A 14,122-nucleotide genomic window follows, 5' to 3' on the forward strand; every position below is an offset into this window, starting at 1 on the left:
GTGAGCAAATTACACGATGAAATTATGAGCCTGTCGTGCGACATGGACCTGTGCCCACGCAAAACGGGCGAATGCATGAACGCCTACAAGCTCGGCCACCGCGATGCGCGCCACGCTGCTGCGGCACTGGTGGCGGCTGCGGAGGACATTCCCGCGCAACCGGGAATCGATGAAAGCGACGACTTGCTCGACGTCGTGCGCGCTCTTTGCTCCATGTCCGAGTACATGGCAAGTATGAGCGATGAGAAGCGCAAGCACTACCCATCGCCGCTGTCTGAGTTTTCGCCGCTGATGGAAGCTGCGCAGGCGGCGTGCGTGAAGCGCGGATACACCGTTGGCGGGCTTGAAATTCCGCCACCCCCAGCGCAGCCAGAGAACGGGGGCGAGGGATGATCACCTTGAGTCCGTACGAACGCAAGACCCTTGAAATTCTGCGCGACAAAGGGAAAATCAACTACCCGTCTGCTGTCGGTCACCTCTTGTTAGAGGCAATCCCCAGCGAGAATCGGAAGGCGCGCCCTTCGCAGCAGGGCATGGCACTGTTCGCTGGTAAATTCCTGTATCGCCTCCGCGAGCGTGGGCTGATTGAATCGTACAAAGGCTACTCAATCAGCAGGAAAGGCTTGGAATTATTGATAACAGAGGAGCCAGCATGACCGCCACCATTAACGCGCAAGAGCGCGAGCTGCCGGCGCCGCTGGGTTACATGTCGCCGGGCGATGTTGAGTATATCCGCTCGCGCACGGCGCAGTATCGTGGCCGCAATTACAACATAAAGGCAACAGTGTTTCTTGACTGCGGACACAGCGAGGGGTCGGCGACCGAGCCCGTGTTCACCGCCGACCACATGCGGGAGTACGCGCAAGCCGCCCGCCGCGCTCCCCGGCCAGCAGGGCATGCGGAGCCGGTGGCGTGGGGCCTGCTGGAGCCTCATGATCAAGAGCTTACCAACGACCCAGTGCTCGCTAATTACTGGAAGCGCAAGGGTCGGAAGATCACGCCCCTGTTCGCCGCCCCTGTAGCAGCAGAGCCAGCAGTCGAAGCGCCGGACCTCGCAAAGCCAAGTAAGCGCGTAGTGATTTTTGGCGACTCCATGATTGAAAGACAATTAATCGTTGGTAAATTTTACATGGTAGTCATTACAAATGACCCCGATACAACTACGGATTGGGAGTGCAAACCAATGCCAGCACGCTTTGCTGGGTACGACGATAAAGGGCTAAAGGTTTGGAATTTTCTTGATCCAGAACCAAGAGAATGGCCCGTTACCGTTTTAGGTATGGCAGGAAAGGACGGTGCGTCATGATCGGCAACAAGCAATGCAAGGACATCCCGGGCGTGCCCGTGCTGCTATTCCTAGCGGCGCTACGCGAGCGGAACGGCACTTGGTTTAACCTCGATTGTGACAACACCGTTGTCAAAGCTATGCCGCCCGGAACGCCGAGAAAGCTGGTGCTCTCCAAAATGAACATGCTGTTGCGACGCGGCTTGATCGATGGCTGTACCTGTGGGTGCCGTGGGGACTTTGAGCTGACTAGTGCCGGGGCCGCCCACCTTGCGCAAGCGTTGTCAGGAAAGGACGGTGCAGCATGACCACCCACGACCTGACCCTGCCGGATTTACCCGCCCCGCTGATCAACCACCCGAACCTGGGGCCACTGTTCGATAGCACGCACCTGCATTTGTACGCCGCCAAACACGCCGAGGAACTAGCGAAGGTGATCGATCGCTTGACCGCCGAGGCAGCACGCGGCGCGCCGGCCGGGATGGCGCTCGTGCCGGTCGCGGCCACAGCCGCTATTGTCAGCGCCATCGAGGACGTAATCGATGATCAATTGGAAGCATCTGGTATCAAACCTCGCGAAATGACGCACCAGGACGGGGATCGCGTGTGGGCGGCGGCAATTGAGGCGGTCAAACAGGAGGGTGCGGTATGAAAGTATCTGAACTGACAGGCGCCGACCTGGCTGGCGAAAACCTCCGAGAGGGTTCGCTCTGCTACGCCTCTTCTCTAGCAGAAAAGTCGTCGCGGCCGATCCCGACCGGCGAGCCGGCGAAGCACTGCGGGCCTGCTCTCTCCGCAGCGCTGCACAAGAGGGTCGAAATGATCAAGGCGGACGAACCGATCGTGCCGTTAAAAAGAGGAGATGACCAATGAACATGAGCGAAGCGGAAATGCGGCGGATCGCCGAGCTGGTGTCCACGATGGACTCCGCCCCAAGCAAGAAGCCTGCGAGCACGACCAGTGAAATGAACAGACAACAGATATGCGCGGCACTCGGGGTCAGCGAGTCGACCATTCGCCGGCTCGAGTATGCCGGGCTGCCGTTCACTCCGGTAGGCAAACGGTCGAAACGATACGACATGAACGAATGCAAAATGTGGTTAAAGGAGAATTATCAATGTCCATCTGGGACGATGCAAAAGGTAGGAAACACGTCGGCGTTATGGTCGGCGGGAAAAGAGTTCACCGAGTCTTGCCGGAAGGTGCAACTACGCGTGATGCCAAGCTCGTAGAAGCGGAGATTCGGAGCGCGGTGGCGCGCGCGCCGAAAGAGGTCAACATTCCCGGGGACCCGCCAATGAGCGTCGTCATGGCGCTCTACGTCGAGCATTCGAAAACACTGCGTAGCGCGGAGACATCGGAATATCACGCGAAGCGCCTTGGGCCCTGGGTGGGCAAATACAAGGCCAGCCAGGCGCAGGAGTTCGCAGACCACGTAATTAAGGACATGCGGCAACTAGTAGAGCACCCGAAGACGAAAAAGCTGAAGCCGGCCTACGCACCGGCAACCATCAACCGATCCCTGGCTTGCGCGAAGAAGGGCTTGGCTATCGCTTGGCGCCAGCGCCTAATTCCTGAAAACTATGGCTTGCGAATCCAGACCGTCTCGGTGAACAATAAACGCGAGGTATTTCTCAATGTCGAGGAGGTACGCCAAATTGCACAACATTGCACCGAGCAGGCGCAGGCGGCTATTTGGGCGGCATTATTGACGGGGGCGCGTCGCGGCGAGATTTTTCAAATCCGGCGTGAGCATATTGGCGTGGACACAATCACCCTTCCCGCAAGCCATACGAAAACGCTGCGCATGCGCGTGATCCCGATCATCCCGGCGCTGCGGCCTTGGCTGGAGTATTTTCCGCTTACGATTAGCGTCGACGGCATGAAATCATCCTGGCGGCGCGCCCGGCTAAAGGCGCACATGGAGCACGTCAACTTTCACGACCTGCGGCACTCGTGCGCGAGCATCATGCTGAGCCTCGGTGTCGACCTGTACACGATCAGCAAGATTCTTGGCCACAGCAATGTCCAGACCACGCAGCGCTACGCCCACCTGCAGGTGGACGCCCAGCGCGCGGCGCTTGATAAGCTGTCGAGCCTGGTACAGAACAAAGGATAATTACACCAGCAAATTACACAGGCAAAAAAAAGCCGACAATCCAGAGTGTCGGCGTTCTTCTAACTTGCTGATTTTACTGCGTATTCTTGGTGGGAAGTGCAAGTTTCGAACTTGCGACCCCTGCAGTGTGAATGCAGTGCTCTACCCCTGAGCTAACCTCCCGAAGCGGGGCGTATTATGACATACGTTTCGCAAAACGTCACGCTTCTGCGTAATTTCTCCAAATACAGTTTCCCTTGACCGCCTTGTCCAGCCCGCCCAGCACGCTTTCGTGCTCGGCCAGCTCGTCCGCGCTGGCGGCCAGCACGATCACCTCGGCCAGCGCCACCGCCTCCAGCAAGCCGCCGCCCTCGCCCGCCTCTTCCTCGACATCCATCGACAGGCTGTTCTGCCCGCGCGTCATCGACAGGTACACATCGGCCAGCAACTCGGCATCGAGCAAGGCCCCGTGCAGCTTGCGGTGCGCGTTCGACACGCCATAGCGGTCGCACAGCGCATCGAGCGAGTTGCGCTTGCCTGGATGCATTTCCTTGGCGTTGACCAGGGTATCGATCACCCCGCTGCAATGCTCGGTGAAGGTCGGCAGCCCGAGCAACTTGAACTCGTTGTTCAAGAACCCCAGATCGAAGGGCGCGTTATGGATGATGACTTCGGCGCCCTGGATGTACTCGCGCAATTCCTGGGCGATCTCGGCGAACTTGGGCTTGTCGCGCAAGAATTCCGTGGTCAAGCCGTGCACCGCCAGCGCGCCCTCGTCCGAATCGCGCTCCGGGTTGATGTAACGGTGGAAGTTATTCCCCGTGAGCATACGATTATGCAGTTCGACGCAGCCCACCTCGACGACGCGGTCGCCCGTGCGAGGATTCAGGCCGGTGGTTTCGGTATCGAGGACAATTTGGCGCATGGCAGTCTGGAAATGAAATGAAACAAGGCGCGCAGTATAGCAAAAGCGCACGCGCCCCCGCCGTGGCCCGCTCAGCGGCGGACCGTCTCCACGCCGCGGTTGGCCAGCACATCGGCGCGCTCGTTGCCCGGATGCCCATTGTGTCCGCGCACCCACTTCCACTCCACCGCGTGCTGCGCCTGGGCCAGGTCGAGCGCCTTCCACAAGTCTTCGTTCTTGACCGGCTCCTTCGCCGCAGTTTTCCAGCCGCGCGCCTTCCAGCCGTGGATCCATTCCGAAATGCCCTTCTGGACATACTGGCTGTCGGTGTGCAACACCACCTCGCACGGCCGCGTGAGAATACTCAGCGCCTCGATCACGGCGCGCAACTCCATGCGGTTATTGGTGGTGTTCAATTCGCCGCCGCAGATTTCCTTCTCGTGGCCATCGGCCACTAGCAAGGCGCCCCAGCCGCCGGTACCCGGATTGCCCTTGCATGCACCGTCCGTAAAAATCTCTACTTTACTCATCCTGGCTTTCTCTGTCTTTACTTCCGATTGGTGGCAGGCACCGCTTGCGCGGCCGATGCCGATTTTTTGTTCCAGACCGGACCGATCATGGTCATGCCCTTGACCCGCTTGATCGCATGCACCATGTACACCGCACCCAGATACGGCCACCAGCGCTGCCCGGCCGGCTCCATGAACGCATAGCGCTCCAGCCATTGCGCGGTGCGGCAAGGCGGCGCATAGCAACCAAAATGGCTGCGGCTCACGCCCAGGTTCAGCAATTTTAACCAGTCTTTCATACGCGGCATAGAAATGAATTCCCCCGCCACCGGCAGGTAAGGCGAGCGCGTCACCCGCCGCAAACCCTGGCGCAGCCCCCACAAGCTGGCCGGATTGAAGCCGCAAATAATCAACTGGCCTTCGGGAATGAGCACCCGTTCGACCTCGCGCAGCACCTGGTGCGGCTCGGCCGCGAATTCGAGCACATGCGGCATCACCACCAGGTCCAGGCTTTGCGAAGCGAATGGCAACTCGGCAAAATCGAGCGCCACCGCGATCTGGCGCTTGCCCGACCCCAGCGCCACCTGCTCGCGCGACGAGGTGCGGGTGGCCGCCTGCCACTTGTTGGGCATGCGGTTGGCCGCCAGCGCATCGATCTGCGGCAAGCCGATCTGCACGGCGTTGTAGCCGAAAATATCGGCCGTCAACTGGTCCAGGCAAGCCTGCTCCCACGCGCGCACGTAGGCGCCCGCCGGCGTCTTCAGCCAGCCGTCGAGCGCTATAATGGACTTTTCGGATGCCGCGCTATCCATGCCACCCCCTTTGCCGACACCTTCACTATGACCAATCCGACGCCGCGCCCCTTGAGCGTGCTCGCCGTTCCCGCGTTCAAGGACAATTACCTGTGGCTGATCCATGATGGCGTCCACGCCGCCGTGATCGACCCCGGCGACGCCGCGCCCGTCATCGCGGCCCTGGCCGCGCATCATCTCACGCTCACCGCCATTTTACTCACCCATCACCATGCTGACCACATTGGCGGCGTACCGAGCCTGCTCGCGCACGCTTCCGGTTCGGCCGCCATTGCCGTGTACGGCCCGCGCGCCGAAGCCATCGCCACGGTCACCGTGCCGCTCGACGATGGCGACCTGGTCGACGTGCCCGGCCTGGCGCTGGCCCTGCGCGTGCTGTCCGTGCCCGGCCACACCCTGGGCCATATCGCCTTCCTGCGCGAACAGGCCGCCGGGCACTGGCTGTTCTGCGGCGACACCCTGTTCGCCGGCGGCTGCGGGCGCTTGTTCGAAGGCACGCCCGCGCAAATGCGCGCCTCGCTGGCCCGCTTTCTGGTCTTGCCAAGCGACACCGCCGTGTATTGCGCGCACGAATATACGCTCGCCAACCTGCGTTTCGCCGCCGCCGCCGAGCCGGACAACGAACTCATCGCCGAGCGCATCGCCGCCGAAACCGCCAAACGCGCGCGTGGCGTCCCCACCCTGCCCTCGACCATCGGGCTGGAAAAAGCCACCAATCCTTTCCTGCGCGACGAGCAGCCCGGCATCGTCGCCAACCTCCTGGCCCTCGGCAAACTCGACCCGCACGCCCCGCCCGGCGCCGCCTTCGCCGCCCTGCGCACCTGGAAAAACACCTTTTAGCGGCGCCTGGCGTCGCACGCAGGCGACGCTTGCCTCTCCGGCTGCCGGACGCACCTGCCCATTGCGCTCCCCGTACCCTGAACGGGAATTTTAATCGAATCGCCAAAATTCTTTCTTCCGAGCTACTTCGGTAACGTATACTGCTCACTGGTGTCTGCCCACATGCGTGGCTGCTTGCAAATTAACCGGACCAGGCGTCCCCGCTGTACGCAATGACTACTCTCTTTTTCAACGCCTGCCGCTGGCCGTGCGCAGCGCGCTGCGTGCCCGCTCTGCTGTCTTTACTGCTGTCTTTACTGCTGTCTTTACTGCTGTCGATGGCGCCGGCGGCGCGCGCCCTCGCCGACGACCTCGCGCCCGGGATGGCGGCCGAATCGGCGGCGGCGGCCGGCCTGCTCGAGCGCTACGACAGCGGCGATCAATACGAAATGAAGCCGATGACGCTCTTCCAGCTGGAAGACCAGCTGCGCCGCCCCGACCTGCAGGCCTCGGTCGGCAAGGGAACCATCGCGGTGCTCTATCCGAACGTGTCCGAACCGTTTCGCAGCGCCTTCATCGGCATGATCCAGGGGATCGAAGAACGCACCCGCCTGCGCGTGCGCAGCTATGCGGTGGACGCCCGCTTCGATGCGCTTGAACTCAACGCACAGCTCAAACGCAGCGGCGCCCGGGTCGTCATCGCGCTCGGGCGCCAGGGCCTGAACGCGGCGGCGGCGCTCGATCGCGACATCGTCGTCCTGGTCGGCGGCGCCCTGCTGCTGTCGGACGCCGAAATCGTCAATTTGAACGGCATCAGCCTCACGCCCGATCCGGCGCTGCTGTTTGCCCGCCTGCGCGCGCTGCTGCCCGAGATCAAACGCGTGATCGTGGTCTACGATCCCAAAAAAACCGAATGGCTGCTGCGCATCGCGCGCGAGGCGGCGCGCGAACAGGGGCTGGAACTGGTGTCGTACGAAGCGCGCGACCTGGCCCAGGCGGCCCAGGTCTACATGGCGCAGTTTGCGGCCGCCGACAGCCGGCGCGACGCCGTCTGGCTGCCCCACGACACCACCACCGTCGAAGAACGCACCCTGCTGCCGCTGATCCTCAAGCAAGCCTGGGACAGCGGCGTGCCTATCTTTTCCAGCAATGTGCTGCACGTGAAAAAAGGCGCGCTGTTCGCCATGAGCCCCAACAACGTGGAGCTGGGCCGCTCGCTGGCCAGTTCCGCCGAGGGCGCAATCGCGGGCGAACTCAAAAAAGGCGTGCAGCCACTGCGCGAACTGCACACCGCCATCAACCTGCGTACCGCCAGCCACATGGGCCTGACCATCGGCCAGCAGCAGCAGCGCACTTTCGACCTTATCTATCCGGAGCCCTGAGTAGATGTTCCATGACTTCCTTCGCCGCACCGGGTTCCGCCGTCAACTGACCGTCATCGTTTCCGCCGCCATTGTCGGCCTGGCGCTGTTTTCCTCCCTGATGAATTCCTGGGAAGCGCGCACCCGCATGCGCGAGTATTTCCTGGAACAGGGCGAACGCATCGCCGAGAACCTGGCGCGCCAGAGCACCCTCGCGCTGCTGTACCACTCGCCCGAAAACGCCCAGGACGTCGTTGCCACCACCCTCACCTTCCCCGACGTGCTGAGCGTGCAAATCACCGATACGCGCGGCGTCGCGCTGCTCTCGAAAAGCCAGCCTGGCGCCGCGCCCGCGGCCGCAGCCGACTTCAAGCCGGTCCCGCCCACCACCCAAGCGCGGCTCGCCAGCGAAACCGGGCAAGCCTGGCGCTTCACCGCGCCGGTGTTCGGCGGCCAGGGCATCGCCTCGCCGTTCGACCTGCAGGAGCCACCCAAGCAACTGCTCGGGCACGTGCATGTGGCCATCGCCAAGGACACCTTGAGCCGCCTGACGCTGTCGCTCCTGGTCGGAAACCTGGTCGTTACCTTGTCGTTCGCCGCCATCCTGCTGGCGGTGGTGCGCCTGCTCACGCGCCACATGATCAACCCGCTCAACGCCCTGTCGCGCCTGATGCGGCGCGCCGAAGCGGGCGAATCGGGCATGCGCGCCGAACCGGCCGGCCCGCGCGACCTGATCGACATGGCGCTCGCCTTCAACAAGATGATGAACGTACTCGAACAGCGCGAAGCGGAACTGAAAGACTCGCGCGACGCCGCCGTCAGCATGGCGCTGATGAAGGCGCAGTTTGCCGCCACCGTCAGCCACGAAGTGCGCACCCCGCTCAATGGCGTGGTCGGCATGCTCGACATGCTCAAGGAAATGAGCCTGAACAAGCGCCAGGCCGAATGCGTCGACGTGGCCTGGAATTCCTCGCGCACCCTGATCGAACTGATTAACAATATCCTCGACTTTTCCAAGATGGAAGCGGGCAAGCTCTCGCTCGAAGAAGTCGACTTCGACCTGCGCAAACTGCTCGAAGAAGTCATCGAACTGGTGGCCAAGCAGGCGCAGGTGCGCGATGTCGAACTTGCTTACCTGCTGGCGCCGGGCGTGCCGCAATGCGTCAACGGCGACTCGCTGCGCCTGCGCCAGGTGCTCATCAACCTGCTCGGCAACGCGGTCAAGTTCACCGAGCATGGCGAAGTGGCGGTCAGCATTGCGCTTGCCGACGGCCCGCTCAACGCTCCACACTGTGGCCTGCGCTTCGAAGTGCGCGACACCGGCATCGGCATGAGCGCCGACCAGCAGGAGCACCTGTTCCAGTCCTTTGCCCAGGCCGACCCGTCGACCACCCGCAAATACGGCGGCACCGGCCTGGGCCTGGCGATCTGCAAGCAGTTGGTCGAACTGATGGGAGGCGCCATCACGGTCGACAGCGCGCTTGGCGACGGCACCGCCTTCGCCTTCAACATCGTGTGCAAGGCTGCGCTGCGCGAGCTGCCCGAGCCGGCCCACCTTGAACTGGCGGGCCTGCGCGTGATCGTCGTCGACGACAGCCAGATCGTGCGCAGCTTCGTAGCCCAGACCATGCAACGCCACGGCATCGACTGCCACGGCACGCGCTGGGGCGGCGAAGCGCTGCTGCAGCTCAAGGTCGGCGCCGGCGAGGCGCGCCCGTACAGCATCGTCATGATGGACATCGACGCCCTCGACGACGACGGCAACGACCTGGCCGGCAGAATCGCCGCCGAGTCGCCCGGCACCCTGGTGCTGATCCTCGACCGCTTCGGCACGCCCTCGGGCGGCACCCTGGTCGACGGCCACCCGTCGCTCGGCAAGCCGCTGCGCGAAGAGCGCCTGCTGCAGGCCCTGAAGGACTTGCTGGCCGGGGCCAAAGCGCCGGCCATGGCGATCGCCAGCGCCCTGGCCGCGCCGCCGCGCACCTCGTTCCGCATCCTGGTGGCCGAAGACAACCGCACCAACCAGATGGTCGCCGCCGGCATGCTGGCCATGAACGGCTGCGCCTGCGAATTTGCCGCCAACGGGCGCGAAGCGCTGGAGGCGGCGCGCAGCGGCAATTTCGACCTGATCCTGATGGATTGCAGCATGCCCGAGATGGACGGCTACGAAGCAACCGCGCATATCCGCGCCTTCGAGCACGGCAGCGGGCGGCGCACGCCGCTGGTCGCCATGACCGCCAACACCCAGCGCGGCGACGCCGAAAAATGCCTGGCCGCCGGCATGGACGACTACCTGGCCAAGCCGATCACCCTGTTCGAACTGCGCCAGAAGCTCGATCGCTGGCTGCCGCGCGGTGAAGAGTCGCGCAGCGCCATGCGCGGTGGCGACAATGGCGACAGCGCAAAGTACGCGCCCGAGACCGGCGACAGCCCGATCGACCAGGCCATGTTCGTCAAGCTGCGCGAGATCATGGGGCCGTCGCTGGCCCAGGCGATCAGCCCCTTCCTCGAAGACACGCCGCACTACCTGCTCGACCTGGAAACGGCGGCCCATGGCGGCGACTTTGATACCGCGCGCGCCAAGGCGCATGCCATCAAAGGCTCCTCGGGCAACCTGGGCGCGACCCACCTGGCGCAATTGGCCAAGGAAGCCGAAGAACACGCCATTGCCGGCCGGCCGGAACTGATCGTGCCGCTGCTCCCGCGCCTGCGCGTGGCCTACAATGCGGTTGCCGGTGCGCTCGCGCTGGAAGTCACGGGCGACGGCCCGGCCGGCCAGGGCGGCGCCGACGATGTGCCGCAAGTACTCATCGTCGACGACGACCGCAGCACCCGCAGCACCTTGCGCTACACCTTGCAGCGCGATGGCTTCAAAGTCGAAGAAGCGGTCGACGGCGCCCAGGCTTTGACGATGCTCAAGCGCTTCCAGCCCGACGTGGTGCTGATGGACGCCGTGATGCCGGTGATGGATGGTTTTACCGCCTGCGCGCGGATGCAGGAACTGCCCGGCGGCAGCAGCATTCCGGTGCTGATGATCACCGCCCTGGAAGACAATTCCTCGGTCGAACGGGCCTTTGCGGCCGGCGCCAGCGACTATATTCCCAAGCCGATTCATTACGCCGTCTTGTCTCAGCGGGTGCGCCGCGTCATCGAAGCGAACCGCGCCGAAAAGCGCATCCGCCACCTGGCCTTTAACGACCTGCTGACCGGGCTGCCGAACCGCACCCTGTTCTTCGACCTGCTCGGCCAGGCGGTCGACCAGGCCCGCGTCGGCAAGACCCAACTGGCGGTGCTGTTCCTGGACCTGGACCGCTTCAAGTACGTCAACGACAACCTCGGGCACGACGTCGGCGACCGCCTGCTGGTGGCGGTGGCGCAGCGCATCCGGCGCGCGGTGCGTAGCATCGACATGGTAGCGCGCCTGGGCGGCGACGAATTCACGGTGGTGCTGGGCGATGTCGACGGCCCGGCGCCGGCAGCAGCCGCCGCCCAGGCCATCGGCCGCGTGCTGGCCGCGCCGTTCCAGATCGACGGCCACGATATTTTTGTCACCAGCAGCGTCGGCATCGCCATGTATCCGTTCGACGGGCTCGATGTGCCGACCCTGGTCAAGCGCGCCGACAGCGCCATGTACCGCGCCAAGAAGACCAACACCGGTTTCCAGTTCTACGAAGCGTCGATGGAACAGGCGATTTCGGAGCATGTACGGTTGGAGAGCGACTTGCGGCGCGCGCTGGAACGCAACGAGCTCGAAGTGTTTTACCAGCCGCAGGCGCGCCTGGACAACCAGCGCATCATCGGCATGGAGGCGCTGGTGCGCTGGAAGCACCCGACCCGCGGCATGGTGCCTCCGGTCGAATTCATTCCGCTGGCCGAAGAAACGGGCTTGATCAATCCACTCGGCCAATTCGTCCTGCGCACCGCCTGCGCGCAGCTCAAGGCGTGGATCGACCAGGGCCTGCCGCCGATGCGGGTGGCGGTGAACCTGTCGGTGCGCCAGCTGCTGCAAAAGAATTTTGCCGATACGGTGGAAGCGGTGCTGATCGAGTCAAGCCTGCCACCGGACCTGCTGGAACTCGAAATCACCGAGAGCACCCTGATGGAGCACGCGCAGGATACGCTCAAGGCCCTGCACCGCCTGCGCGGATTGGGCGTGCGCCTGTCGATCGACGATTTCGGGACGGGGTACTCGTCGCTCTCGTACCTGAAGCGCTTCCCGGTCGATATCATCAAGATCGACCGCTCCTTCGTGGCCGATGTGCCGCACGATGCGGACGACGCGGCCATCATCGCGGGCATCATCGCGCTGGCGCACAGCCTGCGGCTGGAAGTGGTGGCCGAAGGGGTGGAGACGCAAGCGCAGCTCGACTACCTTCGCGCGCAGCATTGCGATTTGCTGCAAGGGTGGTATCTGGCGCCGGCGATGCCGGCCGATCAGTTTGCGGAGATGATCATCAAGCGCGAATCGATGGTGCTGAGGGCGTGATGGCTTCCACCGCCGGTCGCGCCGCCCGGCACTCCGTCATTCCGTCATTTCCGCGCAGGAGGCGGTCTCAAAAGGGACGCGTTCAATGACTACCGCCTCCAGCACCGTCATTCCCGCGCAGGCGGGAATCCCATTCCGTGGCATAGCAGCGAACTTGGATTCCCGCCAAGGGGGCCGCCCAGGCCGGGAACGACGGATCGAGGGGTTAGCGGTACCGGCTAACTATCAGATTTCTTCGTACAGCGGCAAGGTCAAAAACTCCGCAAACGACTCCGACGTCGACATCTCTTCGAAAATGACCGCCGCGCGCGCATAGGTCGGGTTCTCGCCATTCGGTGCGACTTCCTTCACCTTGGCCAGTTCCTCCGGAATCATCGCGCGCACCATGTCGGCGGTGACCTTGCGGCCATCGTCGAGCACACCCTTGGTCGAGCGAATCCACTGCCATACCTGCGAACGGCTGATTTCCGCCGTGGCCGCGTCTTCCATCAGATTATGAATCGGCACGCAGCCATTGCCCGCCAGCCAGCTGCCCAGGTAATGAATCCCCACGTTGATGTTGTAGCGCAGGCCCGCTTCCGTGATCGGCGCTTCCGGCTTGAAGTCCAGCAGTTCGGCCGCCGTTACCTCGATATCGGGACGCTGCTTGTCGATCTGGTTCGGCTTGTCGCCCAATACCTTCTTGAATTCGCCCATCGCCAGTTCCACCAGGCCCGGATGCGCAACCCAGCCGCCGTCGTAGCCATCGGTCGCGTCGCGCGCTTTATCATTGCGCACGCCGCCCATGGCGATCTCGTTTTTCTCCGGATCGTTCTTGATCGGGATCAGCGCCGCCATGCCGCCGATGGCCGGCGCTCCGCGCTTGTGGCAGGTTTTCAGCAGCAGCAAGGCATACGCGCGCATGAACGGCGACGTCATCGTCACTTTCGGACGGTCGGCCAGGCAGAAGTCTTTATCGAGCTTGAATTTTTTGATGCACGAGAAGATGTAGTCCCAGCGGCCCGCATTCAAACCGGCGCTGTGTTCGCGCAGTTCGTACAGGATTTCGTCCATCTCGAACGCGGCCAGGATCGTTTCGATCAGCACCGTGGCCTTGATGGTCCCCTGCGGCAGGCCCAATTCCTGCTGCGTCATGACGAAAATATCGTTCCACAGGCGCGCCTCGAGGTGCGACTCCATCTTCGGCAGGTAAAAATACGGACCCGCGCCGCGCGCCAGTTGCTCTTTGGCGTTGTGGATCATGAACAGCGCGAAGTCGAAAATCCCGCCCGAGACCCGCTTGCCATCGACCAGCACGTGCTTTTCGTCGAGGTGCCAGCCGCGCGGACGCACGACCAGGGTCGCGATTTTTTCATTCAGCTTGTACAGCTTGCCGTTCTGTTCGAGCGAAATCGTGCGGCGCACGGCGTCGCGCATATTGATCTGGCCCGTGATCTGGTTGTCCCAGTTCGGCGTATTCGAGTCTTCGAAGTCGGTCATGTAGCTGTCGGCGCCCGAATTGAAGGCGTTGATGACCATCTTGCGCTCGACCGGGCCGGTAATTTCGACGCGGCGGCACTCCAGCGCCTGCGGAATCGGCGCAATTTTCCAGTCGCCGGCGCGAATCTGCGCGGTTTCCGGCAAAAAGTCGGGACGCTCGCCGCAATCGAGGCGTTTGGCGCGTTCCACGCGCGTGGCCAGCAGCTCCTGGCGGCGCGGTTCGAACGCGCGCGTCAGGCGCGCCACCAGGGCCAGCGCCTCGGAAGTGAGAATCTGCTCGTAGCCAGGCTTGATCTCGGCGGTGATTTCCATGCCGGCGGGGATATTCATAGTCATGCGTGCTCCTGTAGAAGGTAAGAATGCAAATTG

At 63.0% G+C, this 14,122-nt stretch carries 14 protein-coding genes and 1 tRNA gene; 10 read left to right on the forward strand and 5 right to left on the reverse strand.

Annotation, left to right across the window (positions count from 1 at the left end; translation table 11 throughout):
- From F2P46_RS02610 to F2P46_RS02640, 7 genes are all read left to right on the forward strand, one after another.
- On the forward strand, positions 1-393 hold the full coding sequence (locus F2P46_RS02610; RefSeq protein WP_166884968.1) for a hypothetical protein: 393 nt from the start codon (positions 1-3) through the stop codon (positions 391-393).
- Positions 390-656 carry a hypothetical protein gene (locus F2P46_RS02615; RefSeq protein WP_166884969.1) on the forward strand — a complete coding sequence of 89 codons (267 nt, stop codon included), beginning with the start codon at positions 390-392 and terminating at the stop codon, positions 654-656. Before F2P46_RS02610 ends, F2P46_RS02615 begins: the two co-directional genes overlap by 4 nt.
- Positions 653-1,306, forward strand: coding sequence for a hypothetical protein (locus F2P46_RS02620; RefSeq protein ID WP_166884970.1), 654 nt, complete (start codon positions 653-655; stop codon positions 1,304-1,306). The genes F2P46_RS02615 and F2P46_RS02620 overlap by 4 nt, the downstream gene beginning before the upstream one ends.
- Positions 1,303-1,593, forward strand: a complete 291-nt coding sequence (locus tag F2P46_RS02625) for a hypothetical protein (RefSeq protein ID WP_166884971.1) — start codon at positions 1,303-1,305, stop codon at positions 1,591-1,593. Before F2P46_RS02620 ends, F2P46_RS02625 begins: the two co-directional genes overlap by 4 nt.
- Positions 1,590-1,937, forward strand: a complete 348-nt coding sequence (locus F2P46_RS02630; protein WP_166884972.1) for a hypothetical protein — start codon at positions 1,590-1,592, stop codon at positions 1,935-1,937. The genes F2P46_RS02625 and F2P46_RS02630 overlap by 4 nt, the downstream gene beginning before the upstream one ends.
- Positions 1,934-2,158 carry a hypothetical protein gene (locus tag F2P46_RS02635; protein ID WP_166884973.1) on the forward strand — a complete coding sequence of 75 codons (225 nt, stop codon included), beginning with the start codon at positions 1,934-1,936 and terminating at the stop codon, positions 2,156-2,158. Before F2P46_RS02630 ends, F2P46_RS02635 begins: the two co-directional genes overlap by 4 nt.
- A gap of 244 nt (positions 2,159-2,402) precedes the next feature.
- The gene (locus F2P46_RS02640; RefSeq protein WP_166884974.1) at positions 2,403-3,404 is read left to right on the forward strand and encodes a site-specific integrase; all 1,002 of its coding nucleotides are present in this window, start codon (positions 2,403-2,405) and stop codon (positions 3,402-3,404) included.
- A gap of 87 nt (positions 3,405-3,491) precedes the next feature.
- Here the strand turns inward: F2P46_RS02640 and F2P46_RS02645 are convergent.
- From F2P46_RS02645 to F2P46_RS02660, 4 genes are all read right to left on the reverse strand, one after another.
- Positions 3,492-3,566: transfer RNA gene (locus F2P46_RS02645), tRNA-Val, on the reverse strand.
- 37 nt (positions 3,567-3,603) lie between these two features.
- Positions 3,604-4,308, reverse strand: a complete 705-nt coding sequence (dnaQ, locus tag F2P46_RS02650) for a DNA polymerase III subunit epsilon (protein WP_166884975.1) — start codon at positions 4,306-4,308, stop codon at positions 3,604-3,606.
- A 71-nt stretch (positions 4,309-4,379) separates the two neighbouring features.
- On the reverse strand, positions 4,380-4,817 hold the full coding sequence (rnhA, locus tag F2P46_RS02655; RefSeq protein ID WP_099879445.1) for a ribonuclease HI: 438 nt from the start codon (positions 4,815-4,817) through the stop codon (positions 4,380-4,382).
- A gap of 17 nt (positions 4,818-4,834) precedes the next feature.
- Positions 4,835-5,608 carry a class I SAM-dependent methyltransferase gene (locus F2P46_RS02660; RefSeq protein ID WP_166884976.1) on the reverse strand — a complete coding sequence of 258 codons (774 nt, stop codon included), beginning with the start codon at positions 5,606-5,608 and terminating at the stop codon, positions 4,835-4,837.
- A gap of 27 nt (positions 5,609-5,635) precedes the next feature.
- Between F2P46_RS02660 and gloB the strand changes: the two genes are divergently transcribed.
- The 3 genes from gloB to F2P46_RS02675 all read left to right on the forward strand — a co-directional run bounded on the left by gloB (position 5,636) and on the right by F2P46_RS02675 (position 12,274).
- Entirely contained in the window at positions 5,636-6,448 is an 813-nt protein-coding gene (gene gloB, locus F2P46_RS02665; RefSeq protein WP_166884977.1) for a hydroxyacylglutathione hydrolase, read from the forward strand.
- A gap of 212 nt (positions 6,449-6,660) precedes the next feature.
- Complete coding sequence (locus F2P46_RS02670) at positions 6,661-7,809, forward strand: ABC transporter substrate binding protein (RefSeq protein ID WP_229508977.1); 1,149 nt, start codon at positions 6,661-6,663, stop codon at positions 7,807-7,809.
- Between the two features lie 4 nt (positions 7,810-7,813).
- Positions 7,814-12,274: an EAL domain-containing protein gene (locus F2P46_RS02675; protein WP_166884979.1), complete on the forward strand. Its 4,461-nt coding sequence runs from the start codon at positions 7,814-7,816 to the stop codon at positions 12,272-12,274.
- 225 nt (positions 12,275-12,499) lie between these two features.
- Here F2P46_RS02675 and aceB read toward each other — a convergent pair whose 3' ends face one another.
- Positions 12,500-14,089 carry a malate synthase A gene (gene aceB / locus F2P46_RS02680; protein ID WP_166884981.1) on the reverse strand — a complete coding sequence of 530 codons (1,590 nt, stop codon included), beginning with the start codon at positions 14,087-14,089 and terminating at the stop codon, positions 12,500-12,502.
- Positions 14,090-14,122 lie beyond the last annotated feature (33 nt).

Source organism: Massilia sp. CCM 8734 (assembly GCF_011682155.1).
Classification (GTDB): domain Bacteria; phylum Pseudomonadota; class Gammaproteobacteria; order Burkholderiales; family Burkholderiaceae_D; genus Telluria_A; species Telluria_A rubra.